This window comes from Microcella alkaliphila, assembly GCF_002355395.1.
In the GTDB taxonomy this organism is placed as follows: domain Bacteria; phylum Actinomycetota; class Actinomycetes; order Actinomycetales; family Microbacteriaceae; genus Microcella; species Microcella alkaliphila_A.
In genome coordinates, this window is record NZ_AP017315.1 from 2,166,138 (window position 1) to 2,188,743 (window position 22,606).

The 22,606-nt window shown below is 69.8% G+C and carries 25 protein-coding genes; 10 read left to right on the forward strand and 15 right to left on the reverse strand.

Translation table 11 applies throughout. The features are described from left to right. Positions 1 to 27 precede the first annotated feature (27 nt). Both CPY97_RS10635 and CPY97_RS10640 read left to right on the forward strand, forming a co-directional pair. A complete protein-coding gene (locus tag CPY97_RS10635; RefSeq protein ID WP_096422582.1) occupies positions 28 to 1,032 on the forward strand; it encodes an endonuclease/exonuclease/phosphatase family protein in 1,005 nt (334 codons plus the stop codon). A 59-nt stretch (positions 1,033 to 1,091) separates the two neighbouring features. Beyond that, complete coding sequence (locus CPY97_RS10640; protein ID WP_096423615.1) at positions 1,092 to 2,621, forward strand: aminopeptidase P family protein; 1,530 nt, start codon at positions 1,092 to 1,094, stop codon at positions 2,619 to 2,621. A gap of 6 nt (positions 2,622 to 2,627) precedes the next feature. Here the strand turns inward: CPY97_RS10640 and mgtE are convergent, their stop codons facing one another. Further along, positions 2,628 to 3,956, reverse strand: a complete 1,329-nt coding sequence (gene mgtE / locus CPY97_RS10645) for a magnesium transporter (protein ID WP_096422584.1) — start codon at positions 3,954 to 3,956, stop codon at positions 2,628 to 2,630. Between the two features lie 90 nt (positions 3,957 to 4,046). Beyond that, positions 4,047 to 4,589: a general stress protein gene (locus CPY97_RS10650; protein ID WP_096422586.1), complete on the reverse strand. Its 543-nt coding sequence runs from the start codon at positions 4,587 to 4,589 to the stop codon at positions 4,047 to 4,049. A gap of 36 nt (positions 4,590 to 4,625) precedes the next feature. On the opposite strand from CPY97_RS10650, the gene CPY97_RS10655 reads away from it, so the two are divergent. Both CPY97_RS10655 and CPY97_RS10660 read left to right on the forward strand, forming a co-directional pair. Then, positions 4,626 to 5,780: an Mrp/NBP35 family ATP-binding protein gene (locus CPY97_RS10655; protein WP_419866106.1), complete on the forward strand. Its 1,155-nt coding sequence runs from the start codon at positions 4,626 to 4,628 to the stop codon at positions 5,778 to 5,780. 352 nt (positions 5,781 to 6,132) lie between these two features. Beyond that, entirely contained in the window at positions 6,133 to 7,062 is a 930-nt protein-coding gene (locus tag CPY97_RS10660) for a LysR family transcriptional regulator (protein ID WP_096422588.1), read from the forward strand. A 38-nt stretch (positions 7,063 to 7,100) separates the two neighbouring features. Here CPY97_RS10660 and CPY97_RS10665 read toward each other — a convergent pair whose 3' ends face one another. Further along, the gene (locus CPY97_RS10665) at positions 7,101 to 7,493 is read right to left on the reverse strand and encodes a sec-independent translocase (protein ID WP_096422590.1); all 393 of its coding nucleotides are present in this window, start codon (positions 7,491 to 7,493) and stop codon (positions 7,101 to 7,103) included. Positions 7,494 to 7,557: 64 nt separating this feature from the next. Between CPY97_RS10665 and CPY97_RS10670 the strand changes: the two genes are divergently transcribed. Further along, positions 7,558 to 8,190, forward strand: a complete 633-nt coding sequence (locus tag CPY97_RS10670; protein WP_096422592.1) for an O-methyltransferase — start codon at positions 7,558 to 7,560, stop codon at positions 8,188 to 8,190. A gap of 65 nt (positions 8,191 to 8,255) precedes the next feature. On the opposite strand, the gene CPY97_RS10675 is transcribed toward CPY97_RS10670, so the two are convergent. Then, complete coding sequence (locus CPY97_RS10675; RefSeq protein WP_096422594.1) at positions 8,256 to 8,423, reverse strand: DUF3117 domain-containing protein; 168 nt, start codon at positions 8,421 to 8,423, stop codon at positions 8,256 to 8,258. Between the two features lie 63 nt (positions 8,424 to 8,486). Further along, positions 8,487 to 9,587 carry a succinyl-diaminopimelate desuccinylase gene (gene dapE, locus CPY97_RS10680; RefSeq protein ID WP_419866123.1) on the reverse strand — a complete coding sequence of 367 codons (1,101 nt, stop codon included), beginning with the start codon at positions 9,585 to 9,587 and terminating at the stop codon, positions 8,487 to 8,489. A gap of 50 nt (positions 9,588 to 9,637) precedes the next feature. On the opposite strand from dapE, the gene dapD reads away from it, so the two are divergent. Further along, complete coding sequence (gene dapD, locus CPY97_RS10685; protein WP_096422596.1) at positions 9,638 to 10,624, forward strand: 2,3,4,5-tetrahydropyridine-2,6-dicarboxylate N-succinyltransferase; 987 nt, start codon at positions 9,638 to 9,640, stop codon at positions 10,622 to 10,624. A 393-nt stretch (positions 10,625 to 11,017) separates the two neighbouring features. On the opposite strand, the gene CPY97_RS10690 is transcribed toward dapD, so the two are convergent. The 6 genes from CPY97_RS10690 to CPY97_RS10715 all read right to left on the reverse strand — a co-directional run bounded on the left by CPY97_RS10690 (position 11,018) and on the right by CPY97_RS10715 (position 16,568). Continuing rightward, the gene (locus CPY97_RS10690) at positions 11,018 to 12,307 is read right to left on the reverse strand and encodes a citrate synthase (RefSeq protein ID WP_231923927.1); all 1,290 of its coding nucleotides are present in this window, start codon (positions 12,305 to 12,307) and stop codon (positions 11,018 to 11,020) included. Positions 12,308 to 12,464: 157 nt separating this feature from the next. Then, on the reverse strand, positions 12,465 to 13,574 hold the full coding sequence (gene dapC / locus CPY97_RS10695; RefSeq protein ID WP_096422599.1) for a succinyldiaminopimelate transaminase: 1,110 nt from the start codon (positions 13,572 to 13,574) through the stop codon (positions 12,465 to 12,467). Between the two features lie 11 nt (positions 13,575 to 13,585). Continuing rightward, positions 13,586 to 13,903, reverse strand: a complete 318-nt coding sequence (fdxA, locus tag CPY97_RS10700; protein WP_096422601.1) for a ferredoxin — start codon at positions 13,901 to 13,903, stop codon at positions 13,586 to 13,588. Then, on the reverse strand, positions 13,900 to 14,331 hold the full coding sequence (locus CPY97_RS10705) for a DUF6113 family protein (protein ID WP_096422603.1): 432 nt from the start codon (positions 14,329 to 14,331) through the stop codon (positions 13,900 to 13,902). The genes fdxA and CPY97_RS10705 overlap by 4 nt, the downstream gene beginning before the upstream one ends. Next, positions 14,331 to 15,443, reverse strand: coding sequence for a branched-chain amino acid aminotransferase (locus CPY97_RS10710; protein ID WP_096422605.1), 1,113 nt, complete (start codon positions 15,441 to 15,443; stop codon positions 14,331 to 14,333). The genes CPY97_RS10705 and CPY97_RS10710 overlap by 1 nt, the downstream gene beginning before the upstream one ends. Before the next feature lie 69 nt (positions 15,444 to 15,512). Further along, on the reverse strand, positions 15,513 to 16,568 hold the full coding sequence (locus CPY97_RS10715; protein WP_096422607.1) for a 3-isopropylmalate dehydrogenase: 1,056 nt from the start codon (positions 16,566 to 16,568) through the stop codon (positions 15,513 to 15,515). Between the two features lie 240 nt (positions 16,569 to 16,808). On the opposite strand from CPY97_RS10715, the gene CPY97_RS10720 reads away from it, so the two are divergent. Continuing rightward, a complete protein-coding gene (locus CPY97_RS10720) occupies positions 16,809 to 17,069 on the forward strand; it encodes a DUF6458 family protein (protein ID WP_096422609.1) in 261 nt (86 codons plus the stop codon). Between the two features lie 108 nt (positions 17,070 to 17,177). Here CPY97_RS10720 and speB read toward each other — a convergent pair whose 3' ends face one another. After that, positions 17,178 to 18,119: an agmatinase gene (gene speB, locus CPY97_RS10725; protein WP_096422611.1), complete on the reverse strand. Its 942-nt coding sequence runs from the start codon at positions 18,117 to 18,119 to the stop codon at positions 17,178 to 17,180. A 90-nt stretch (positions 18,120 to 18,209) separates the two neighbouring features. Between speB and CPY97_RS10730 the strand changes: the two genes are divergently transcribed. Beyond that, positions 18,210 to 18,794, forward strand: coding sequence for a helix-turn-helix domain-containing protein (locus tag CPY97_RS10730; protein ID WP_096422613.1), 585 nt, complete (start codon positions 18,210 to 18,212; stop codon positions 18,792 to 18,794). A gap of 16 nt (positions 18,795 to 18,810) precedes the next feature. Here CPY97_RS10730 and serA read toward each other — a convergent pair whose 3' ends face one another. After that, positions 18,811 to 20,403 (reverse strand): phosphoglycerate dehydrogenase, encoded by a 1,593-nt coding sequence (gene serA, locus CPY97_RS10735; protein ID WP_096422615.1) that lies wholly within the window; start codon positions 20,401 to 20,403, stop codon positions 18,811 to 18,813. Between the two features lie 116 nt (positions 20,404 to 20,519). Here serA and CPY97_RS10740 point away from each other — a divergent pair, with 116 nt between their 5' ends. Continuing rightward, positions 20,520 to 20,900 carry a hypothetical protein gene (locus CPY97_RS10740; protein ID WP_231923928.1) on the forward strand — a complete coding sequence of 127 codons (381 nt, stop codon included), beginning with the start codon at positions 20,520 to 20,522 and terminating at the stop codon, positions 20,898 to 20,900. A 29-nt stretch (positions 20,901 to 20,929) separates the two neighbouring features. On the opposite strand, the gene CPY97_RS10745 is transcribed toward CPY97_RS10740, so the two are convergent. After that, on the reverse strand, positions 20,930 to 21,301 hold the full coding sequence (locus CPY97_RS10745; protein ID WP_096422619.1) for a hypothetical protein: 372 nt from the start codon (positions 21,299 to 21,301) through the stop codon (positions 20,930 to 20,932). Continuing rightward, entirely contained in the window at positions 21,298 to 21,747 is a 450-nt protein-coding gene (locus CPY97_RS10750; protein ID WP_096422621.1) for a hypothetical protein, read from the reverse strand. The genes CPY97_RS10745 and CPY97_RS10750 overlap by 4 nt, the downstream gene beginning before the upstream one ends. Before the next feature lie 69 nt (positions 21,748 to 21,816). Here CPY97_RS10750 and CPY97_RS10755 point away from each other — a divergent pair, with 69 nt between their 5' ends. Next, positions 21,817 to 22,584, forward strand: a complete 768-nt coding sequence (locus CPY97_RS10755; RefSeq protein WP_096422623.1) for a DUF1353 domain-containing protein — start codon at positions 21,817 to 21,819, stop codon at positions 22,582 to 22,584. Positions 22,585 to 22,606 lie beyond the last annotated feature (22 nt).

The window sequence follows — 22,606 nt, forward strand, 5'->3', positions numbered from 1 at the left end:
AGGTGCCCGCGTTAGGCTCGACCCATCATGGTTGTGAAGGTGATCTCAGCGGCGACGCTCGTGATCATCGGGATCGTTCTTCTCGTCGTCGCCTGGCCTAGCCTCTTCGGGCTCACGCTCTCGCCGTACATCGCCCAGATGGTCGCCCTGCGATCGGCGGCGGCGGCAGCAGCCCTCATCGCCGCCCTCGTGGTCGTGATTCTGGCGCTCATCGTCGCGCCAGCCCGACGCTTCTTCGCCGCGATCGCGCTCATGCTCATGGTGTTCGCCGGGCTCAACGTCGCCGTGCAGTCAGTGCGGGGCTTCGGCAACGAGACCTTCCCGCTGCGCGCCCCCGCCGAGCTGAGTGTGCTCGCCTGGAACACCCTCGGCAATGCACCCGGCGCCGAGCGCATCGCGGCGCTCGCGCTCGACGAGCAGGCCGACATCGTCGTCCTGCCCGAGACCACGGCCGAGGTCGCCGAACAGACCGCCGTGCTGATGCGCGAAGCGGGCAGCCCCATGTGGGTCTACACGGTCGCGTTCGACCAGATCGCCGCGGCTCGCTCGACGAGCGTGCTCGTGTCAGCCTCGATCGGGCAGTACCGCATCGACGACACCGTCGGAAACACGCGCGTGCTGCCGAGCATCGTGCTGCGCCCGCTCGATCACGATGGGCCGACCATCATCGGCGTGCACCCCGTCGCGCCGATCCCGCAGCAGCTCGACAACTGGCGGGCCGACCTCGCCTGGGTCGATTCCGTCTGCCGCGGTGACCGCGTGATTCTCGCCGGCGACTTGAACGCCACGCCCGACCACTTCACGGCCCTCGGCGACCCCGACGGCCTCGGCACCTGTGACTCGGCGAACATCGTCACCGGCAACGGCGCCGTCGGCACCTGGCCGACCAGGCTGCCGCCACTCCTCGGCGCGCCCATCGACCACATCATGACAACCGACGACGTCGCCGTGACGGGATTCCGCGTCATCACCACCGAGGACGGCACCGGCAGCGATCACCGCCCGATCGTCGCGCGCGTCATTCTGAACTGAGCCCCGCGCATCCGGAGCGGTCGGCGCTCGTCGGGGCGCGCGGTGGAACAATGGTCGGCATGGCTGAGACCGACAAGGCAACCACTGAGGCTCCTCGCGCGACCGAGAACCGATCCACCACCCCCGGGTCGGAGAAGTTTCGCGACTTCATTTCAAGCGGCTGGGCCGAGCGCCCGGCAGGCGTGGGCGAGGCCCGCGAGCAGGCTGTGTATGCGGCGGCGCGGCGCGCGCGCATCTCGTCGCTGTTTCCCGGCCAGCGGCTGATCATTCCGGCGGGCCCGGCGAAGCAGCGCTCGAACGACACCGACTACCCGTACCGCGCTCACTCGGCCTTCGCGCACCTCACCGGCTGGGGCAGTGACACGGTGCCGGGAAGCGTGCTCGTGCTCGAGCCGACGGCCGACGGCCACGAGGCGGTGCTGTTCTTCCGCGAGGCGGCGGGGCGCGACTCCGACGAGTTCTACGCGAATCCCGAGATCGGCGAGTTCTGGACGGGCCCGCGGCCGAGCCGCGACGACGTCGCCGTCGACCTCGCGCTCGAGGCCCGCGGTCTCGGCGAGCTCGACGCCGTGCTCGACGCCGTCGACGAGGAAACGCTCGTGGTACGCGAGGCGGATGCTCGCCTCACCGACCGCGTCGATTCGGCGCGACTGGTCGGCGGCTTCCGCACCGCGGCCGCGGGCGCCGGGGTCGACACGGCGGGCGACGACGAGCTCGCCCGCGACGTGAGCGAACTGCGGCTCGTGAAAGACGAGTACGAGGTCGACGAGATGCGCCGCGCCGTCGCCGCGACCGCGCAGGGCTTTAACGACGTCGTGCGCGACCTTCCGCAGATCATCGAGCACCCCCGCGGCGAGCGCCTCGTCGAGGGCACGTTCAACCGGCGCGCCCGCGCCGAGGGCAACACGGTCGGCTACGACACGATCGCCGCCTCCGGCCCGCATGCGTGCATCCTGCACTGGACCCGCAACGACGGGCCCGTGCTGCCCGGCGACCTGATCCTCATCGACGCCGGCGTCGAGCTCGACAGCTACTACACGGCCGACATCACGCGCACGCTGCCCGTCGCGGGTACCTTCAGCCCCGTGCAGCGCATGGTCTACGAGGCGGTGCGCGAGGCCGCCGACGCGGCGTTCGCGATCGTGAAGCCCGGCATCCGGTTCCGCGAGGTGCACGCCGCCGCGATGGGCGTCATCGCCGCGAAGACCGCCGAGTGGGGCTTCCTGCCGGTCAGCGCGGAGGAGTCGCTGAAGCCCGACGCTGGCTACCACCGCCGCTACATGGTGCACGGCACCTCGCACCACCTGGGGATCGACGTGCACGACTGCGCGCAGGCCCGCCGCGACCTCTACCTCGATGGCGAACTGCAGGCTGGCATGGTGTTCACGATCGAGCCGGGACTGTACTTCCAGCCCGACGACCTCACCGTGCCGGAGGAGTTCCGCGGCATCGGCGTGCGCATCGAAGACGACATCCTCGTCACGGAGGACGGCGCCGAGAACCTATCCGCGTTCATCCCCCGCACCGCCGACGAGGTCGAAGAGTGGATCGCCGGCCGCGCGCCCGAGTGGGGCGACGAGGAGGAGTAGCGCGCTCTACAGCCCGAGCACGGCCGCCGCGACGAGGAAGTAGATGATGAGGCCCGTCGCGTCGACGAGGGTCGTGACCATGGGGGCGGAAATGACGGCCGGGTCGATCCGTACGGCGCGGGCGAGCAGCGGCATGGATGCGCCGACGGTCGCCGCCCACGCGCAGATCAGCACGACCGAGATGCCGACAACGGTCGCGACGGGGAAGTCGACGACGATCGAGCCGATAGCCAGCGCGACGATGCCGAGGCTGACGCCGAGCAAGAGCCCCACGCGGCACTCGCGCCAGGCGACGCGCAACACGTCGCTCGGGCGCACCTCGCCCAGCGCAAGGGCGCGCACGGCCGCGGTCGCCGCCTGGGCACCGACATTTCCGCCCGTTCCGACGAGCATCGGGATGAACAGCGCGAGGGCCGTGACCTCTTCGAGCGAATCCTCGAAGATCTGCAGCACCGACACGGTGAGCGCGGCCGCAACGATGAGGATGAACAGCCACACGACGCGCAGGCCTGCGAGCCGCCAGACGCTCGACGAGAAATAGTGGCCCGCGCTCGGCAGCGCACCGGCCTGGCGCGCAATGTCTTCCGAGTCGGCCTCCTCAATGATCTCGAGAGCGTCGTCGACGGTGAGGATTCCGACCACGCGGTCTTCGAGGTCGAGAATGACGAGGCCGGTGAGGTTGTACTCCTGCAGCAGGCGCGCCGAGGCTTCCGCCTCGTCGTCGACGTGGGCCGTCGGGTGGTCATCGTCGGCGATGTCCATCACCGACTGCTCGGGGTCGGCGAGCACGAGCTGCTTGAGTGACACCGTGCCCCGGTAGGCCCGCGACGAGTCGACGATCGCGACGAGGTCGATCGTCTCGGCGTGCTCGGCGCGCGCGCGCAGCCGGGCCAGCGCCTGGCCCACGGTCGTGGTGTCGTAGACCGAGATGATCTCGGGGCTCATGGCTCGCCCGATCGACCCGGCCGGGTATCCGAGCAGCTCGGCGGTCATGCGCCGCTCGCGCGGGCTCAGCCCGGCGAGCACCTTCTGCACGAAGCCGGCGGGCGCCTCGCCGAGAAGGCGGGCGCGGTCGTCCGGGTCCATGTTTTCGACCAACTCCGCGAATTGGTGGTCGCGCATCCCGCCGAGCAGTTCTTGCTGCTGGGTCGAGTCGAGCTCTTCGAAGACCTCAAGCGCGCGGCCCTTCGGCAAAAGCCGCCAGGCGAGCGCGGAGTCGACCGCGCGCAGGCGCGTCAACTCGTCGGCGATCTCGTGCGGAGCGTGGTCGGCGAGCCACTGTGCGGCGGCACGGATGTCGCGTTCTTCGATCGCGTCCTGCAGGTCTTCGGTCATGGCACACCTCCCGGGGCAGCGCAGCTCGTGCGCACAAGGGTTGACGCCCACGCGGCCTCGTGTGACGGCGCAGGCGGGGGTGGGGGCGGGTCAGCGTTTAGGGGGAGCCTCGTCGGCGGCCGGCGAGGCGTCGCTGCCCGTGCGGGCGCTTTCGCCGCCGAGCAATTGCTGCGCACGCGTGATGAAGCCCGGCTCGACGATGATGTCGTAGCGCGAGGCGAGCACGCGGCTCGTCGAGGTGAAGTCGCGTCGGCGGCGCTGCAGCGCGTACTGCACGACCGACAGCACGAGACCGAAGCCCGCGCCGATGAGGGCGGCCGCGGCCAGAAACTCAAACTGGGGCTCGGGCGAGAACAACACGAGCAACAGCCCGACGAACAGGCCGAACCAGGCACCCGTCGCCGCCCCGCCGAAGGCAACGCGGCCGTAGCTGAGCTTGCCCGTGACGTTCTCGACGAGGGTGAGGTCGTGGCCGACGATCGCGAGGCGCTTCACGTCGAAATCGGCCTTCGAGAGCCGGTCGACGACCTGCATAGCGTCGGCGTACGTGTCGTACGTGCCCAGCACGTCGCCGCGCGGCACCCGCTGGGTGGCCGCGCCGGCGCGACGAAAGAGTCCGGGCGCGTTGCTCATGGCTCCCATTCTGTCAGACGTCGCTAGCCTGTGGGTGTGCCCGCCGCATCCGACACCTCTGACTCGAGTGACCGTTCGGTGAATGTTTCTCTCGAGGACGCTGTGCGCGCATCCCTGTCGCGGGTGATCGACCCCGAATTGCGGCGCCCCGTCACCGAGCTCGACATGATTCCGGCGGTGCGGGTCGTCGAGGGCGATGCCGGCACAACGCGCGCCGAGATCGACCTGCAGCTCACCATCGTCGGCTGCCCCGCCGCCGACCGCATCGAACGCGATGTGCGCGAGGCGGCCGCCGCTGTCTCCGGCATCGACGAGGTCGCCGTCGACGTCGGCGTCATGGACCGGCAGACCCGGGATGCTCTCATCGCCCGACTGCGCGGTGGCAAGGCCCGCATGCCCTTCACCCCCGAATCGACCACGCGCGTGATCGCGGTGACGAGCGGCAAGGGCGGTGTCGGCAAGTCGACCATCACGGCGAACCTCGCCGTGGCCCTCGCGGCGCAGGGTCTGCGGGTCGGCCTGATCGACGCCGACGTGTTCGGCTTCTCGATTCCTGGGCTGCTCGGCATCGAGGGCGCGAAGCCCACCCGCGTCGGCGAGGCGATCATGCCGCCGCGCGCCCACGACGTTGCGGTCATCTCGATCGGCATGTTCGTCGACCCCGGTGCCGCCGTGTCGTGGCGCGGGCCGATGCTGCACCGCACGGTCGAGCAGTTCCTCACCGACGTGTACTTCGGCGACCTCGACGTGCTCGTCATCGACATGCCGCCCGGCACGGGTGACGTCGCCATCTCGGTGGGGCAGCTGTTGCCGCACGCCGAGGTCATCGTCGTCACCACGCCGCAGAAAGCCGCGGCCGATGTGGCCGAGCGCTCGGCGATCGTCGCCCGGCAGACGGGGCAGACCGTCATCGGGGTCGTCGAGAACATGGCGGGACTCCCCCAGCCCGACGGCTCGGTGCTCGAGCTGTTCGGCTCGGGAGGCGGCGACGACACAGCAGCCCGCCTCGACGTGCCGCTGCTCGCGCGCGTGCCCCTGTCGGTGGGCTTGCGTGAGGGAGGCGATCAGGGCATCCCGATCGTGACCAACGAAAGCGACGCGGCCGGGGCCGCGATTCGCGAGCTGGCGGCCGCCGTGGCGCGGCGCGGGCGAGGGCTCGCCGGGCGGCCCCTCGGCGTCACGCTGCGCTGACCCCGCGGTCGCCAGCGACGCCCGACAACGACGAAAGCCGCCTGGGCCCGACCCCACCCCTGGAATGGTGAGCTCGAGCACAGACGGCTCTCGCGGTGATCACGCCCGCGAGGGCGCGATACGGGATGCCCTTAGGCAGCGAGCGTCGGAACGCGGCGGTAGCCATCGCGCACAGCGACGACCACGCTCGCGACGACGGCCCACGCGCCCAGCGCTGCGATGACGATGATTCCGGCGGTCATAACGTTCTGCTCCTTCGAGGTGGGTACTGCGTCCTGAACACCTCTAGTGAAGCGCGATCAATGCTGAAGAACAAGCTATTGTTTCTGAACTCATCATGTAGCGTTACTACATGGATGTGCGCCGGCTCGAACTGCTTCGGGAACTCGCCGACCGTGGGTCTGTCGCGGCCGTCGCCGCCGCCACGCACCGCACGCCGTCCGCCGTGTCGCAGCAGCTCAAGGTGCTGGAACGCGAGGCCGGCGTGCCGCTGACCGAGCGCGTGGGCCGCGGCATCCAGCTCACCGGAGCGGGCGAGGCACTCGCCGCGACCGCCCGGCAGATCGCCACCGCCATCGAAGCCGCGGAGGCGCTGTGGAGCGAGTTCACGAAGCTACCGCAGGGCACCGTGAGCCTCAGCACCTTCCCCACGGCCGGCCAAATGTTGCTGCCCGGCCTGCTCACGATGCTCGACGACGAGCCCGGCCTCGAGGTCGTCGTGACCGACCACGACCTCGACCGGCCCGACTTCGCAAGCCTCACCCCCGACTACGACATCGTGCTGGCGGATTCGCAAGGGATTCCCGAGCACTGGACCCGCGACGGGCTGCGCGCCGTCACCCTCATGACCGAACCGTTCGACATCGCGATGCCACTCGACCACCCGCTGGCCGAGCGCGCCGTGCTGAAACCCACCGACCTCGTCAGCGAGCAATGGATCGGGGCGCCCGTCGGCTACCCCTACGACAAAGTGCTCGACGGGCTGGCCGCGGCGACGGGCCGCGCACCGCGGGTCGTGCAACGCATCATGGACAACCTGCTCGTCGAACGCCTCGTCGCCGCCGGAATCGGCTTGGCGATCCTGCCGCGGTACACGACGCGCATCCACGACAGCGGCATCGTGACCCGGCCCATCACGGGCATCCCCGCCGAACGACAGATCACGGCCCTGTTGCGCGCTGACCGTGCAGAGCGGCCGAGTGTGCGGCGCGTCATCGAGCTGCTCGAGCTTGAGGGGCGACGCGTCTCCGCCCGGTACGCGCACCCCGCGCACCGGCGCTAACCGCCCCGGCAGCGCCCGGGCACCACGGTGCCAGGCTGCTAGGTCGCCTCGGAGTCGAAGGGCGCGGGCCGGCCCTCCCTCTGCAACCGCTGACGCTGGGCGTACGCCGACTCGCGCTTCGGCGCGGTGACGGTTGCCGCCCCGGCCGCGGCACCCGGCCGCACGGGCTCAGCGTCGTCTTCGAGCAGCGCTTCGCGGATGATGCGACGAGGGTCGTACTGCCGCGGATCGAGCTTCTTCCAGTCGACGTCGTCGTAGTCGGGCCCCATCTCCTCGCGCATGCGCTCTTTCGCACCGTTCGCCATATCGCGGAGGCTGCGAATGAGCCGGGCGAACTGCGCGGCAAGCGCGGGCAAACGGTCGGGGCCGATGATGAGCACGGCGATGAGCCCGATGAGCAGAAGCTTCTCGAACGTCAGGCCGAAGGACACGTCCCCAGAATAGCCAGGGAAACCGAGGGGTTCCCCCTAGGCTGGGCCGACGAGGAGGCCCGAGGTGCCGAGCAAAGATCTGTCCTGGAAGTACGTCGAGGGTTCCGTCGTCGAACCCGACGTGATCGCCGCTGCGCGCGTCACCGCCGACGAGCTGGGCACCGATCCGGTGAGCCCCGCGACGGGTGCGCACCTCGCCTTCACGACCGCCGCCGTGGGCGCGAAGACCATCATCGAGATCGGCACCGGCGTCGGCGTCAGTGGACTCTGGATGCTTCGGGGCGCGCCCGACGCGCACCTCACCTCGATCGACATCGAAGCCGACCACCAGCAGGCCGCGCGCCGCTTCTTCAGCGACGCCGGGCATCCCGCCTCGCGCGTGCGCCTCATCACGGGCGCCGCGACCGAGGTACTGCCGCGCATGAACGAGTCGAGCTACGACGTGGTGCTCGTCGACGCCGACCCGAAAGGCTTGCTCGACCTGCTCGAGCACGCTCTGCGTCTCGTGCGGGTTGGAGGCATCGTGTTGGTGCCGCACGCTCTCTGGCGCGACACGGTCGCCGACCCGGCGAAGCGCGAGCAGGTCACCACCGACCGCCGCGGCATCATCGCCGAACTGTCGCAGTCGCCCGCCGTGCACGTGGCGCTCTCGCCCGTGGGCGACGGCCTGCTGCAGCTCGTCAAGCGCTCGGCGTAGGCCGCACAGCGGCACACCCCCAAGACGAGAAAACCCCCGGCCAGTCGGCCGGGGGTGCACTCGGTCTAGGAGATCGCCGCGCTCAGCGCGTCACGCAGTTCGGTGGCCTCCGCGTCGTTGACGGAGACGACCAGTCGACCGCCGCCCTCGAGCGGCACTCGAACGATGATGAGGCGACCCTCCTTGACAGCCTCCATGGGTCCGTCGCCGGTCCTGGGCTTCATGGCTGCCATAGTGTGGTTCCCCTTTCGAGACGAAAATTCCACTTCCCATTATCCCCGGTTATCGCTCCGTCGCTAAATCGACGCTGAGAGCCATGCCGTCAATCCGCGCTCCACGTCGCGGATCTGCGCGATCGGCACCCGCTCGTCGTCGGCGTGGGCGAGCGATGGATTGCCGGGGCCGTAATTCACGGCCGGAATTCCCAACTCACTAAAGCGCGCGACATCGGTCCAGCCGTATTTCGGAGCGGGGGCGCCGCCGACCGCCGCCATGAAGCGCTCGGCGAGCGGGGCATCCAGACCGGGGCGAGCGCCGGAGGCGGAGTCTGTCACCGTGACCTCGACGTCGAGTCCGTCGACGAGCGCCCGCACGTGCGCTTCGGCGTCGGCGACCGTGCGGGAGGGGGCGAAGCGGTAGTTGACGGTGACAGTGCACTCGTCGGGTATGACGTTGCCCGCCACCCCCCCGGTGATGCCGACCGCGTTCAACCCTTCGCGGTAGTCGAGGCCATCGACCGTCACCGTCTGCGGCTCGTAGCTGGCAAGTCGCTCGAGGATCGGTGCGGCGTCGTGAATCGCGTTGATGCCCATCCAGGCGCGGGCCGAGTGGGCGCGGCGGCCGCGGGTCGTGATGTCGGCGCGCAGAGTGCCGTTGCAGCCGCCCTCCACTGCGCCGTTCGACGGCTCGCCGAGGACGGCGAAGTCGGCGGCGAGCAGCTCGGGGCGGGTGCGCGCGAGGCGTCCGAGGCCGTTCAGGCTCGCCTCGACCTCCTCGTGGTCATACCAGACGAAGGTCACGTCGACGGCGGGTTCGGGGAGGCGACAGGCGAGAGCGAGGGCGACGGCGCATCCGCCCTTCATGTCGACGGTGCCGCGGCCGACGAGAATGTCGCCGTCCTCCGGGTCGGTGACGCCGGTCGTCGGCAGGTTGCCGTTCACCGGCACGGTGTCGATGTGCCCCGCGATGATGACGCGTTGCTCGCGGCCGAGCTGCGTGCGGGCAACGATGGCGTCGCCGTCGCGCGTCACCTCCAGGTGCGGGGCGTGGGCGGCGAGCGTCGCCTCAATCGTGTCGGCGAGCTGCGTCTCGTTGCCGGAGACGCTCTCGATGTCGCACATTGCAGCGGTCAGGGCGACGACGTCGGCAAGCAACTCGGGGGCGAAGGGGCGCGTCAGGGTCACCGCCCCAGCCTAGTTCCGGGGTGCGCGCCACTAGCCTGGAAGGCATGAGCGACAGCGGCACACGAACGCACGACGATTCCGCCACCCACGCCTGGGGCTACGGCCTCGCCACCGTCCGCGCGGCGTCCGGGGAGGTACTCGACACCTGGTTCCCGCACCCCGCGCTCGGCACGCTGCCCGAGGGCCGCGACCCGCACATCGTGTCGGCCGAGATCGAGCACCTCGAGGCTGAGGACGAGCGGCGCGGCGTGCGCCTTCAGGCGCGCACCGTCGCCATCGAATTGGATGCTGCCCCCGCCTCGACCGAGGACGCCTACCTCCGCCTGCACCTGCTCTCGCACCGCCTCGTGCAGCCGAACGGGCTGAACCTGGACGGTATTTTCGGGCACCTGCCGATCGTGACGTGGACGACGGCGGGCCCCGTGCATCCCGACGATTTCGACGCGCGGAGGCCCGCCTTGCAGCGAGCCGGCATCTCGGCGCTCGGGGTCGACAAGTTCCCGCGGATGCTTGACTACGTCACCCCGCCGCGGGTGCGCATCGCGGACGCGTCGCGCGTGCGCCTCGGCGCCTACCTGTCGCCCGGCACGACCGTCATGCACGAGGGATTCGTGAACTTCAATGCGGGGACGCTCGGCGCCTCGATGGTCGAGGGGCGCATCAGCCAGGGCGTCGTCGTCGGCGACGGCAGCGACATAGGCGGTGGAGCGTCCATCATGGGAACGCTGTCCGGGGGAGGCACGCACCGCGTCTCGATCGGCGAGCGCGCGCTGCTCGGCGCGAACTCGGGTATCGGCATCTCGATCGGCGACGACTCGGTGGTTGAGGCGGGGCTGTATGTCACGGCGGGCACGAAGGTCGCGGTCATCGACGGAAGCGTCGACTCGTACGGACAACCGCGCACGGTGAAGGCTGCTGAACTGAGCGGTGTGGCCGGGCTGTTGTTCCGCCGCAACTCTGTCACCGGTGGAGTCGAGGTGCTGCCGCGCACCGGCGCGGGCGTGCAGCTCAACACGGCCCTGCACGCGTAGGGCGGGCGACGCCGCGCTGGGGGAAGCGACGGTGCGTCCGCCTGCACTGCCCCGCCAACACTCATGACCACCTACCCGACTTCCACAACAGCGGAAAGGCGACCGCCGTTCGGCGTCCCGCTGTTGTGGAAGGTGCTGGGGACGCAGGCGGTCGGACCGGTGGCAGTGGGAACGCAGGCGGTCGGAACGCAGGCGGCCAGCACGAATTGCGTATTCGCGGCGGCGCCATCTCGCGGGCAGGACGCGAGGAGTCCGCGAGGTCAGCTGACGGGGCCGACACGCCGACCCAGCCGCACAACGCGCCGCGTGTGCTGCGGCACAGCTGATCCCGCGGACACGCACGCTGGAAGCGACGCACACCGGGCACCACTCACGCCAGCGGAAGAAGCAGCCCTACCGACCCTGCGGCCAGTCGCGCGCGCCCGAGCCGATGTACAGCTGCTGCGGGCGGCCGATCTTCGTCTGCGGGTCGGCGTTCATCTCGCGCCAGTGGGCGATCCAGCCGGGCAGTCGGCCGATCGCGAACAGCACCGTGAACATGCGGGTCGGGAAGCCCATCGCCTTGTAGATGACGCCCGTGTAGAAGTCGACGTTCGGGTAGAGCTTGCGCTCCTTGAAGTAGTCGTCGTCGAGCGCGATCTGCTCGAGCTCGCGCGCGATGTCGAGCAGCGGGTCGCTGATGCCGAGGTCGGCGAGTACCGCATCCGCGCTCTCCTTCACGAGCTTCGCGCGCGGGTCGTACGACTTGTAGACCCGGTGGCCGAAGCCCATGAGCTTGATGCCGTCTTCCTTGTTCTTCACCCGCTCCACGAAGCGCTCGACGCTCTCACCCGAGTCGCGAATGCGCGCGAGCATCTCGAGCACCGACTCGTTGGCTCCACCGTGCAGCGGGCCAGACAGTGCGTTGATGCCAGCCGAGATGGAGGCAAACATGTTGGCCTCGGTCGAACCGACGAGACGCACGGTCGAGGTTGACGCGTTCTGCTCGTGGTCTTCGTGCAGGATCAGCAGGCGCTCGAGCGCCTTCGACAGCACCGGGTTGACCTCGTACGGCTCGGCCATGGTGCCGAAGTTCAGGCGCAGGAAGTTGTCGACGAAGCTCAGCGAGTTGTCGGGGTATAGGAACGCCTGGCCGACCGACTTCTTGTGTGCGTACGCCGCGATGACGGGCAGCTTCGCGAGCAGGCGAATCGTCGAAATCTCGACCTGCTGCGGGTCGTGTGGGTTGAGCGAGTCGCCGTAGTACGTCGACAGCGCCGACACGGCGCTCGAGAGCACCGACATGGGGTGCGCCTGGTGCGGCAGGGCGTCGAAGAAGCGCTTCAGGTCTTCGTGCAGCAGCGTGTGGCGGCGCACCTTTTCGTCGAAGGCGGCCAGCTCGTCGGCGTTCGGCAACTCGCCGTAGATGAGCAGCCACGCCACCTCGAGAAAGGTGGCGTTCGCCGCGACGTCTTCGATCGCGTAGCCGCGGTAGCGCAACACGCCGTTCGCGCCGTCGATATAGGTGATCGCGCTCTTCGTCGAGGCGGTGTTGACGAAACCGTAGTCGAGACCGGTGTACGCGGTCTGCTTCGTGAGCGTCGACAGGTCGATGCTGGATGCACCGTCGACGCTGTCAAGAATCGGGAACTCTGCGGTTCCGCCGGGATAGTGCAGCGTGGCCTTCTTCTCGGCGTCGCTCACATCGCCTCCTCGCGTTGGTTGGACTCGGTGGGGGGCGGGATCCCGGCTCGCGCCAAAGGGTGGTGGCGGCGCGGGTGACCCGCGGTACAGCCTAGGCGCAAACCCTGACCAGTAGCGCATCGACCAATGACCGGGCGGATCCGTTGTGGATGTGCGCCTAACGCAGGCGTGCAACGGCCGCCGCCACCCGCTCGTCGGTGGCCGTCAGGGCGATGCGGACATGCGTCGAAGCATCCCCTTCGTAGAAGGTCCCCGGCGCCGCGAGAATGCCCCGCTCCGCGAGCCATGCGATCGTCTCGAGGGCGGGCTCCCCGCGCGTCGCCCACAGGTAGAGCCCGGCCTCGGAGTGATCGATTCGGAAGCCGGCCTGCGTGATGGCGGCAACGAGCATCCCCCGCCGGTGCGCGTAGCGCGCTTTTTGCCCTGCGACGTGTGCGTCGTCGTCGAGCGCCGCCACCATGGCGGCCTGCACGGGAGCCGGCGGAATCAACCCGGCGTGCTTGCGGACCGCGAGAATGCGCCCGACAAGCGCCGGGTCGCCCGCGACGAACGCCGCCCGATAGCCGGCGAGGTTCGACTGCTTCGACAGCGAGTACACGCTGAGCACGCCGTCGAGCGCGCCGCCCGCGCTCGCCTCGCCGATGACGTCGTGATCGAGGATGCTCGTCACCGGCCGGTCGGCGAACGGCGCCTCCCAGCCGAGCTCGGCATAGCACTCGTCGTTCACGATGACGGCCCCGAGCGCACGGGCGGCATCGACCCGAGCGCGCAGGGCGCCGGCGTCGAGGACCGACCCGGTCGGGTTTCCGGGCGAGTTCAGCCAGACGAGCGTGGTGTTGTCTGGCCAGGCGTCGGGGTCGTCGGCCGCCACCGCCCGTGCGCCCGCGATCGCCGCACCGACGGCATATGTCGGATACGCGGTCTCGGGGTGCACCACGGTGTCGCCCGCGCCCACGTCGAGCAGGAGCGGCAGCAGGCCGACGAGCTCTTTCGAGCCAATGGTCGGCAGCACGGCGTCGACGCTCGGCAGGGTGACGCCGCGACGGCGCGCGTACCAGCGCACGATCGCCTCGCGGAGCGCCGGCGTGCCCATGGTTTGGGGGTAGGCGTGCGCGTCCGTCGCGGCGATGAGGGCGTCTCGCACGACGTCGGGGGTGGGGTCGACGGGAGAACCGACCGAGAGGTCGACGATGCCGTCGGCGTGTTCGCGGGCCCGTGTCGCGAAGGGGGCGAGCGAGTCCCAGGGGAAGTCGGGTAGCGCCGGCACGGCGGCGTCGCCTAGTTCTGGGGCGGAAGGGCTGCGACGATCGGGTGATCCGAGTGGATCACGCCGACCTTTGCCGCACCGCCGGGCGAGCCGATCTCGGTGAAGAACTCGACGTTCGCGGTGTAGTACTCGGCCCATTGCTCGGGCACGTCGTCTTCGTAGTAGATGGCCTCGACGGGGCACACCGGCTCGCACGCACCGCAGTCGACGCACTCGTCGGGGTGGATGTAGAGCATGCGGTCGCCCTCGTAGATGCAGTCGACGGGGCACTCGTCGATGCAGGCACGGTCTTTCACATCGACGCAGGGCAGGGCGATCACGTAGGTCACGGTGCGACGGTTTCCTTCTCGTTGAGGGACTCGTTTATGCTATCCGTCCCCCGCCGGGGAGCACGCTGTATGCGCGGCCACGACACGACGACGGCGCTCACCGCCATCACACCGATGAGCCAGGCGTAGCCGACGGTGTTTCCCGGCACGACCAGGCTGCCCCCGGCGGCCGCGGGCGCGGCGAGGAGGGTGGTGACTCCGAGTAGGCCCGCCGCGGCGCCGATGACGCCCGCCCGACTGGGCGCGGCGAGGCGGGCGCCTACCAGGAACACGGTCGAGGTCACCAGCGCGAGGCTGATCCCGAGCGGCGGCATGGACTGGTGGGCGAAGGTGGCAACGAGCCCGACCAGCGCGCCGAGTACCGCACCGGCGACGACCAGGCCGCCCCGCAGCAGCCAGCGCGCACCGGCGCCGGGGTGAGAGGCCATTAGGAGTCCAGGCGGAGCATCCACCCGTGGGGGTCGTCCGCCCGGCCGTACTGGATGTCAGTGAGGGCCTGGCGCAGCTCCATCGTGAGGGTTCCGGGGGCCGCGTCGGGGCTGCCGATCGTGAAGCCCTCGCCCTTCAGCTGGCCGATCGGCGTCACGACCGCGGCGGTGCCGCAGGCGAATGCCTCGACGATGTCGCCCGACTCGTAGCCGGTCTTCCACTCGTCCAGCTCAACGGCGCGTCGCTCGACGCGGTGGCCGCGGTCTTCGGCGAGCTGCAGGATCGAGTCGCGCGTGATGCCCTCGAGGATCGAGTCACTGTGCGGTGTCACGAGCGTGCGGTCCTTGTAGACGAGCACGATGTTCATGCCGCCGAGCTCTTCGAGGTACTTCTGCTCGACCGAGTCGAGGAACAGCACCTGCTGGCAGCCGTGGTCGGCGGCCTCCGCCTGCGCGACGAGCGAGGCCGCGTAGTTGCCGCCGGTTTTCGCAGCCCCGGTGCCGCCGCGTCCGGCGCGCGAGTACTGCGTCGACAGCCAGATCGACACGGGGGCAGGGCCCGAGGTGAAGTAGGCGCCCGCGGGCGACGCGATGACGTAGTAGTTGACCTTCTTTGCCGGACGCACGCCGAGGAAGGCCTCCTTGGCGAACATGAACGGACGCAGGTAGAGGCTCGTCTCGGGAGCGCTCGGCACCCAGTCGCCGTCGACGGCGATGAGCTGCTTGAGCGACTCGATGAAATAGTCGACGGGTAGCTCCGGAAGCGCCAGTCGCTTCGCCGATCGCTGCAGGCGCCAGGCGTTCGCGTCGGGGCGGAACGACCAGATCGACCCGTCGGCGTGGCGGTAGGCCTTCAGCCCCTCGAAGATTTCCTGCCCGTAGTGCAGTACGGCGGCCGACGGGTCGAGCGAGATCGGGCCGTATGGCTGCACGCGCGGGCGGTGCCAGCCACCCCACTCGCTCCAGCAGATGTCGACCATGTGGTCGGTGAAGTTCTGCCCGAAGCCGGGGTTCGCGAGTACTTCCGCGCGCTTCTCGTCGCTCGCCGCGTTGTCGTTACGCGTGACAGCGAACTCCAGGTTCTTCGGAGCCAGGGGCAGAAGGTTCGTCATGGCGGTCCTCGTCGATCGAGCGGTGTTGCTCAAGAGTACTGCCGCTGCTGTCGTCGCGGGTGCGGCCGATCAGGTCGACGACGCGACAAAGGCGGCGATGGATGCTCCGATCTCGCCGGTCGTGCGCGTCGCGTCTCCGCGCCCCGCGAGATCGTGCTCGACGGCGCGCTCGATGCGGGCCGCGGCCTCGTCGAGCCCCGACTGCCGCAGCAAGAGAGCGGCCGAGAGGATCGCCGCCGTTGGGTCGGCTTTCTGCTGCCCGGCGATGTCGGGCGCAGAACCGTGCACGGGCTCGAACATGGAGGGGTGAGCGCCCGACGGGTCGAGGTTGCCCGAGGCGGCGATGCCGATGCCGCCGCCGACGGCGCCGGCGAGGTCGGTCACGATGTCGCCGAACAGGTTGTCCGTGACGATGACGTCGAAGCGCGCCGGATCGGTGACGAGGAAGATCATGGTCGCATCCACGTGCAGGTAGTCGACCGTGACGTCGGGGTGCTCGGCCGCGACCCGGTCGACGGTGCGCTGCCAGAGCGACCCGGCGTGAACGAGAACGTTCGTCTTGTGCACGAGCGTCACGCGACGGCGGCGCTTCTCGGCCTCGGCGAAGGCGAAGCGCACGACCCGCTCGACACCGTAGGCGGTGTTGACGCTCGTTTCGTTCGCGACTTCGTGCGGCGTGCCCACCCGTATCGCCCCGCCGTTGCCGACGTAGGGCCCTTCCGTGCCCTCGCGCACGACCACGAAGTCGATGTCTCCGGGCGATGAGAGTGGCGACGTCACGCCCGGGTACAGGCGGGTCGGGCGGAGGTTGACGTGGTGGTCGAAGGCGAACCGGAGCTTGAGCAGCAGGCCGCGCTCGATGATGCCGCCAGCGAGCTTCGGGTCGCGTGGGTCGCCGCCCACCGCTCCGAGCAGGATCGCGTCGTGCTGCCGCAGCGCATCAAGCGTTGCGTCATCGAGGATCTCGCCGGTGGCCAGGTAATGCCCCGCTCCGAGCGGGTACCGCGTCTCGTGCACCTCCACGCTGTCACCGACGGCGGCCCGCAGGACGGTGAGCGCCTCGGCGATGACCTCCGGTCCGATGCCGTCTCCGGGGATCACGGCCAGGTCGAGTGTGCGGGTCACGGGTCCTCCTTGAGTGTTCGGAACGCGCTTCCTGCCCCCGAACGGGGGACATGTCAGGCGATTCCCAGCATGGCGCTACTTCCCCGGAAAACCGGGCCAGATTGCGTTTCAGGCTACCGCCTGGAAGCGGCCGGATGCCCGCGGGGGCTTTCGCGAAACGTCCAGGCAGCGCTAATTTTTTTCCCGGCCCACATCCGGGTCAGGCCCGATCACGGGTCAACCGAGAAAGGAAACAGTGTCATGAGCATTGGTTTCGGCATCTTCCTGTTCGCCGTCGGCGCGATTCTTGCGTTCGCTGTGAACGTCGCCGTCGAGGGCATTGAGCTCGTCACGATCGGCTACATCCTGATGGGCGCCGGCATTGTGACCGTCATCATCGGCATCGCGCTGATGATGCGCCGCCGTTCGGCGGTAACCACCGAGCGCACGGGTGTCGACCCGGCGAGCGGTGAGCGCGTGACGCGCCGCGAGGCGTCGGTCGACGACCCGCCCGTCGCGTAGCCACAGACCTCCGGTCGCGGACCCGATCCCGCGATCCGAGCATCCCGATCAGGCGAATGGCGCTGGCCCTCTGGGGCCGGCGCCATTTGTCGTGTGCGCGACGTCGCGTCAGCGCGCCATCGCGCTGATGAGTTCGTAGGCGACGTGTGAGGCGGCGACGGCCGTGAGCTGGGCGTGGTCGTATGCCGGGGCAACCTCGACGACGTCGGCGCCCACAATGCGGTGCTCGCCGAGCGCGCGCACCATGGCCAGCAACTCTCGGCTCGTCAGGCCTCCCGCCTCCGGCGTGCCGGTGCCGGGCGCGTGCGCGGGGTCAAGAACGTCGATGTCAATCGAGACGTAGACGGGGCGGTCGCCGAGGCGAGCATGCATGCGCTCGATAGCTCGCGCGAGGCCTTCCGTCTCTAGCTCGACGGAGCTGATGATCGCGAAGCCGAGGCGTTCGTCGTCGCGCAGGTTCTCCTTGCCGTACAGCGGCCCGCGAATGCCGACGTGCAGGCTCGCCTCCTGATCGATGAGCCCCTCCTCGCTCGCGCGACGGAAGGGTGTGCCGTGCGTGACGGGTGCCCCGAAGTAGGTGTCCCAGGTGTCGAGGTGTGCGTCGAAGTGCACGACGGCGACGGGGCCACCCTCGCGCTCGGCGGCGACGCGAAGAAGCGGCAGGGCGATCGTGTGGTCGCCACCGATCGTGACGAGGCGGGTGCCCCCCTCGGTCAGATCGCGCGCGGCGGCCTCGATGGCGGCAACAGCTTCGGTGATGTCGAAGGGGTTCGCGGCGATGTCTCCGGCGTCGACGACCTGCTGCACGGCGAACGGGTGTACGTCCTGTGCAGGGTTGTACGGTCGCAGCAACCGGCTCGCCTCGCGCACGTGCGCCGGGCCGAAGCGCGCCCCGGGCCGATAGCTCACTCCTGAGTCGAACGGCACGCCCACGACGGCGATGTCGGCGCGCTCAACCTGGTCGAGGCGCGGCAGCCGGGCGAAAGTCGCAATGTCGGCGAACCGCGGGCGGGTGCTCGCGTCGACGGGTCCGATCGGGTCGGGGCTCATGTCACAAGAGTAATCAGTTGGTGTCTGTGGGTAAACACACAGACCAGGAAGTCTGCTGTCGCCACTACAGTAAAGGTGAGGAGGTCGCAGATGAAGCCCGTGCATCCCCGCGCCAGCCGTGAACCCGTGCGTATTGGCGTGAAACTGCGGGCATCGCGCCTTGCTCAAGGCCTCACCGTCGCGCAGGTTGCCGAAGCATCGGGCCTCACCCGCGGGTTTCTCAGCCGCGTCGAACGCGACGAGACCTCCCCCAGCGTCTCCACGCTCATCACGATCTGCCAGGTGCTCTCCCTCCCCGTCGGCGACCTGTTCGAGACGGTCGAGAGCGACCTGATTCGCCTCGACGACGCCCCGCTCATCAACATGGGCGGCAGCGACGTCGTCGAGCGCATGCTGACCCCGCGCGGGCAGGGCCGGGTGCAGATTCTCCGCTCGGTGATGCAGCCGGGAGCGACGGGCGGCGACGATCCCTACACCGTCAACTGCGACGTCGAAGTGCTGCACATCGTGTCGGGTGAACTGCGCCTGCGCCTCGGCAACGAGTGGCACGAGCTAGCCGCGGGCGACACGATGACGTTCCCCGGGCGCGAGCCGCACACGTGGCGTAACGAGTCCGCGAGCGAGACGGTCGCGTTGTGGATGCTCGTACCCGCCCCGTGGAGCGGCTCCCAGTAACGCTCCGCGCGCGCCGCTACTGCTCGATGATGGTGATGGCTCGCACGAGGTCGGCGTCGATCGCCTCGCGCACTCGGTCGAGCAGATCGTCGGGCACCCGCGAGTCGACGGTCAACACACTGAGCGCGGGGCCACCTGCGGTGTGCCGCGCGATCTGCATGCCCGCGATGTTGATCTCGGCCTCGCCGAACTCCTTGCCGTAGACCGCGACGATGCCGGGCCGGTCGGTGTAGAGCATGACGATGAGGTTCTCCGCCATGGGCACCTCGACGTCGTAGCCGTTGATCTCGACGATCTTCTGCACCTGCTTCGCGCCCACGAGCGTTCCCGAGACCGACAACTGCGTGCCGTCGGCAAGGGTGCCGCGAATGGTGAGCAGGTTGCGGTATTCGTCGCTCTTCGCGTCGCTCACGAGCCGCACCGTCACGCCGCGCTGCTCGGCGAACAGCGGCGCATTGACGTAGCTGACCTGCTCGCTCGAGATGCGGCTGAAGACGCCCTTCAGCGCGGCGAGCTTCAGCACGCCGACGTCGTAGGCGACGATTTCGCCGCGCACCTCGACGTCGATCGCGGCGAACGAGTGGTCGGCGAGGGTCGCGAAGACCTGGCCCAGCTTCTCCATGAGCGGGATGCCCGGGCGAACGCTCGGATCGATGACACCGCCGGCAACGTTGACCGCGTCGGGCACGAGCTCGCCGTCGAGGGCGAGGCGCACCGACTTCGCGACCGAGACACCCGCCTTCTCTTGGGCCTCGTCCGTTGAGGCGCCGAGGTGCGGCGTGAGCTGGATGCGCGGGGCGTCGAGCAGCGGAGACCCCGTCGGAGGCTCGTTGACGAAGACGTCAAGGCCGGCGCCCGCGATCTGACCCTCCGTGAGGGCGGTGACCAGAGCATCCTCGTCGATGATGCCGCCGCGGCTCGCGTTCACGATGCGCAGGGTCGGCTTCGCGAGGGCGAACTGCTCGGCGCCGATGAGGTTCGTCGTTTCGGGCGTCTTCGGAATGTGGATGGTGATGAAGTCGCTGCGCTGCATGAGTTCGTCGAGGGTGACGAGCTGCACGCCGAGCTGCTGCGCGCGCGCCGGCGGCACGAACGGGTCGTAGCCGATCAGCTCGACCCCGAAGCCGGCGAGGCGCTCGGCGACGAGGGTGCCGATGCGGCCGAGACCCACGATGCCGATCGTCTTCTCGTACAGCTCGACGCCGGTGAAGGCGCTGCGCTTCCAGGCGCCCTCCTTCATGGAGGCGTCGGCGGCCGGCAGGTGACGGGCGAGCGACAACAGGTGGGTGATGGCGAGCTCAGCGGCCGAGATCACGTTCGAGGTGGGGGCGTTGACGACCATGACGCCGGCGGTCGTCGCGGCCTTCACGTCGACGTTGTCGAGGCCGACGCCCGCGCGGGCGATGACCTTGAGGCGGCGGCCGGCGGCGATCGCCTCGGAATCCATCTGGGTGGCCGAGCGGATCAGCACCGCGTGGGCCTCGGCGAGCGCCTCGAGCAGAGCCGGACGGTCGGTGCCGTCGACGTGGCGAATCTCGAAGTCGGGGCCGAGGGCGTCGACAGTGGCGGGGGACAGCGTTTCGGCGATGAGCACGACCGGCTTGGGCACAGAGGATCCTTATGACGCGGGGCGACGCGGGCGAGGCGCGACAGGGGTGACGTCGTCGCCGCACACCATCGGGGGGCGACCGGTGCTCCCAGGCTATCGCAGGCAGAATGGCCCGCATGACGCCCGTCGACCTTGCCCGCTGGATCACGGCGATCGTGTTCATCGCGATTGGCGTGACCCACTTCATCCGGCCGGTCGTGCGCGGCATGGCCGCGATGGTGCCCGCGGTCTTCCACGGCCGTCCGTTCTCGGCCGTGGGCTGGGTGTGGGTGACGGGGGTCGCCGAGATCGCCGGCGGGCTGGGGCTGCTGTGGGAGCCGACGCGGGCCGCGGCCGGCATCGCGCTGGCGGTGTTCCTCGTGTGCGTGTTCCCGGCGAACGCCTACGCGGCGGGCAAGCGGGAGAAATTTGGCGTGTTTGCCGTGCCGTTCTGGCCGCGGCTCGCGATGCAGCTCGCGCTGATCGCGCTCGTGCTGTGGGTGGGGCTGGCGCCCTAGGCTCCGACCGCCCGCGGTCGAGGACTGGCTCAGCCGGCCGGGAAGAACGTGATGACGCCGGTGGCCACGGCGATGAGGCTGAGCCGCACGGCGGCGATGACCCCGAGCGTGGCGATCAACACGAGCGCGTACCGGCCGACGGGCTGCCGGGCCGCGACGATCGCTGCCGCCGCGAAGAGCACGGGAGCCTGCACCGCGCCCAGCCACAGGGCCGCCCACGGCGTCTCGTCGGCGAGGCCGAGCTGGTCGAACAACTGCGGCAGGTTCACGAGGCTGCCAATGCCGTCGTAGAGGAACCAGGCCGCGATCACCCCGAAAACGACGACAACCAGGATGCGCGCGGCACCGAACCGCACGGGCTCCGTCTGCATCGTCTCGCCGGCCGTCGCCTCGTCGTTCATCGGATCACCCCCAACAGGAAGGGCCACGGCGCGAGCACGAGGGTGCCGACAGCCAGCCAGCCGAGGCGGTGCACGGCGCCGCGCCCGCGCGACACCACCATCGTGGCCACAAACCACATGGGTGCCGCGATGATCGCCAGGAACTCGGCGAACTGGTACGTGATCTCTTGCAGCAGGTCGGTTCCCGACAGGGGCAGCTGCGCGACGCCGATGATCCAGCCAACCGTGTACATCAGGTAGACGCCGCCGAAGACGCTCGTGGCCACGAGCAGTGCGCTGCGGCCCCGCTCCCCCGCGGCTCGACCCGCATCACCCGTCTCGGCAGCCGCATTCGCCGCGGCGGTCTCCGGCTCATCGCCGGGAGCCGGCCCGAAATCGTAGCTCGCATCGTCAACGTCGTCCCAGCGGAGGGCGGCATCATCATCCGGGTCGTCGGGGCGCGCCATGGGATAACCCTAGCCGCCGTGTCCGCGCGACCGCCTAGGGTCGACGTGCCCCCACCGAAGGAGTCGCGTATGCCATTCGAGACGCTCGACGGCCGGCCGCTCGACCGCCTCGCTCTGGTGTATCGGCGCGGCCGCGACTTCCAGGTGGTCGAGCCGTTTCAGTACCGCGAGCGGGCGTCGGGAGCGGTCACGCGCATCCCCGCTCACGATCTGACCCTGCCGCCCGGCCCCGGCAACAGCACCGACTTCGCGTCCGTCCCCCCGTTCCTGTGGGGCCTGATCGCGAATTACGGGCCGCAGACGCTGCCCGCCGTCATGCACGACGCCGAGGTGGCGGCCGCCGTGGCCGCGCCCGCGCCCGAGCGACTGGCGCTGCGCCGCGCGGCCGATGAGCGCTTCCGCCTCGCACTGATCGACGAGGGCGTGCACCTGCTGCGTGCCCGCACGATGTGGGCGGCGGTCGGTCTCGAAAGTTGGTGGCGGCACGGAGGGCTGGCCGGGCGCGTGCTCATTGCGCAGGTCGCACTCGGCACGCTCGCGCTCACCGCGATGGTTCCCCTCGCCGTCCTGCTGTCCCCCTGGTGGATGCTCGTGGCCGTCGCCCCCGCAGCGCTTGCGCCGCTGTGGCGCCGCGACGTCGCGCTCGTCATCGCGGCCAGCTACCTCGGTGCGCTCTATCTGCCGCTCGCGCTCGGCGCCTACGCCGCCGCGCACGTCGAAAATGCGATCGCCATGGTGGTCTGGCTCGTCACCGGCCGGCGAGGCCCCCGACCGTCGGCCGAGCCGAACCCGGCGTGGCGCGACGAGTACCGACGCGAACGGCCCGCCCCGCGCTGAGCGCGAGACGGGCCGTCTGTGG

What these genes read in the sequence shown, in the direction of transcription:
- CPY97_RS10705 (WP_096422603.1), bottom strand. Translation starts at nt 14,331, where the DNA reads ATGGCCTCTCACCCCGGCGCCGGTGCGCGCTGGCTGCTGCGGGGCGGC.
- CPY97_RS10720 (WP_096422609.1), top strand. Translation starts at nt 16,809, where the DNA reads ATGAGCATTGGTTTCGGCATCTTCCTGTTCGCCGTCGGCGCGATTCTT.
- CPY97_RS10730 (WP_096422613.1), top strand. Translation starts at nt 18,210, where the DNA reads ATGAAGCCCGTGCATCCCCGCGCCAGCCGTGAACCCGTGCGTATTGGC.
- CPY97_RS10740 (WP_231923928.1), top strand. Translation starts at nt 20,520, where the DNA reads ATGACGCCCGTCGACCTTGCCCGCTGGATCACGGCGATCGTGTTCATC.
- dapD (WP_096422596.1), top strand. Translation starts at nt 9,638, where the DNA reads ATGAGCGACAGCGGCACACGAACGCACGACGATTCCGCCACCCACGCC.
- CPY97_RS10750 (WP_096422621.1), bottom strand. Translation starts at nt 21,747, where the DNA reads ATGGCGCGCCCCGACGACCCGGATGATGATGCCGCCCTCCGCTGGGAC.
- CPY97_RS10650 (WP_096422586.1), bottom strand. Translation starts at nt 4,589, where the DNA reads ATGAGCAACGCGCCCGGACTCTTTCGTCGCGCCGGCGCGGCCACCCAG.
- CPY97_RS10635 (WP_096422582.1), top strand. Translation starts at nt 28, where the DNA reads ATGGTTGTGAAGGTGATCTCAGCGGCGACGCTCGTGATCATCGGGATC.
- CPY97_RS10675 (WP_096422594.1), bottom strand. Translation starts at nt 8,423, where the DNA reads ATGGCAGCCATGAAGCCCAGGACCGGCGACGGACCCATGGAGGCTGTC.
- speB (WP_096422611.1), bottom strand. Translation starts at nt 18,119, where the DNA reads ATGAGCCCCGACCCGATCGGACCCGTCGACGCGAGCACCCGCCCGCGG.
- mgtE (WP_096422584.1), bottom strand. Translation starts at nt 3,956, where the DNA reads ATGACCGAAGACCTGCAGGACGCGATCGAAGAACGCGACATCCGTGCC.
- CPY97_RS10640 (WP_096423615.1), top strand. Translation starts at nt 1,092, where the DNA reads ATGGCTGAGACCGACAAGGCAACCACTGAGGCTCCTCGCGCGACCGAG.
- CPY97_RS10660 (WP_096422588.1), top strand. Translation starts at nt 6,133, where the DNA reads ATGGATGTGCGCCGGCTCGAACTGCTTCGGGAACTCGCCGACCGTGGG.
- CPY97_RS10745 (WP_096422619.1), bottom strand. Translation starts at nt 21,301, where the DNA reads ATGAACGACGAGGCGACGGCCGGCGAGACGATGCAGACGGAGCCCGTG.
- CPY97_RS10710 (WP_096422605.1), bottom strand. Translation starts at nt 15,443, where the DNA reads ATGACGAACCTTCTGCCCCTGGCTCCGAAGAACCTGGAGTTCGCTGTC.
- CPY97_RS10755 (WP_096422623.1), top strand. Translation starts at nt 21,817, where the DNA reads ATGCCATTCGAGACGCTCGACGGCCGGCCGCTCGACCGCCTCGCTCTG.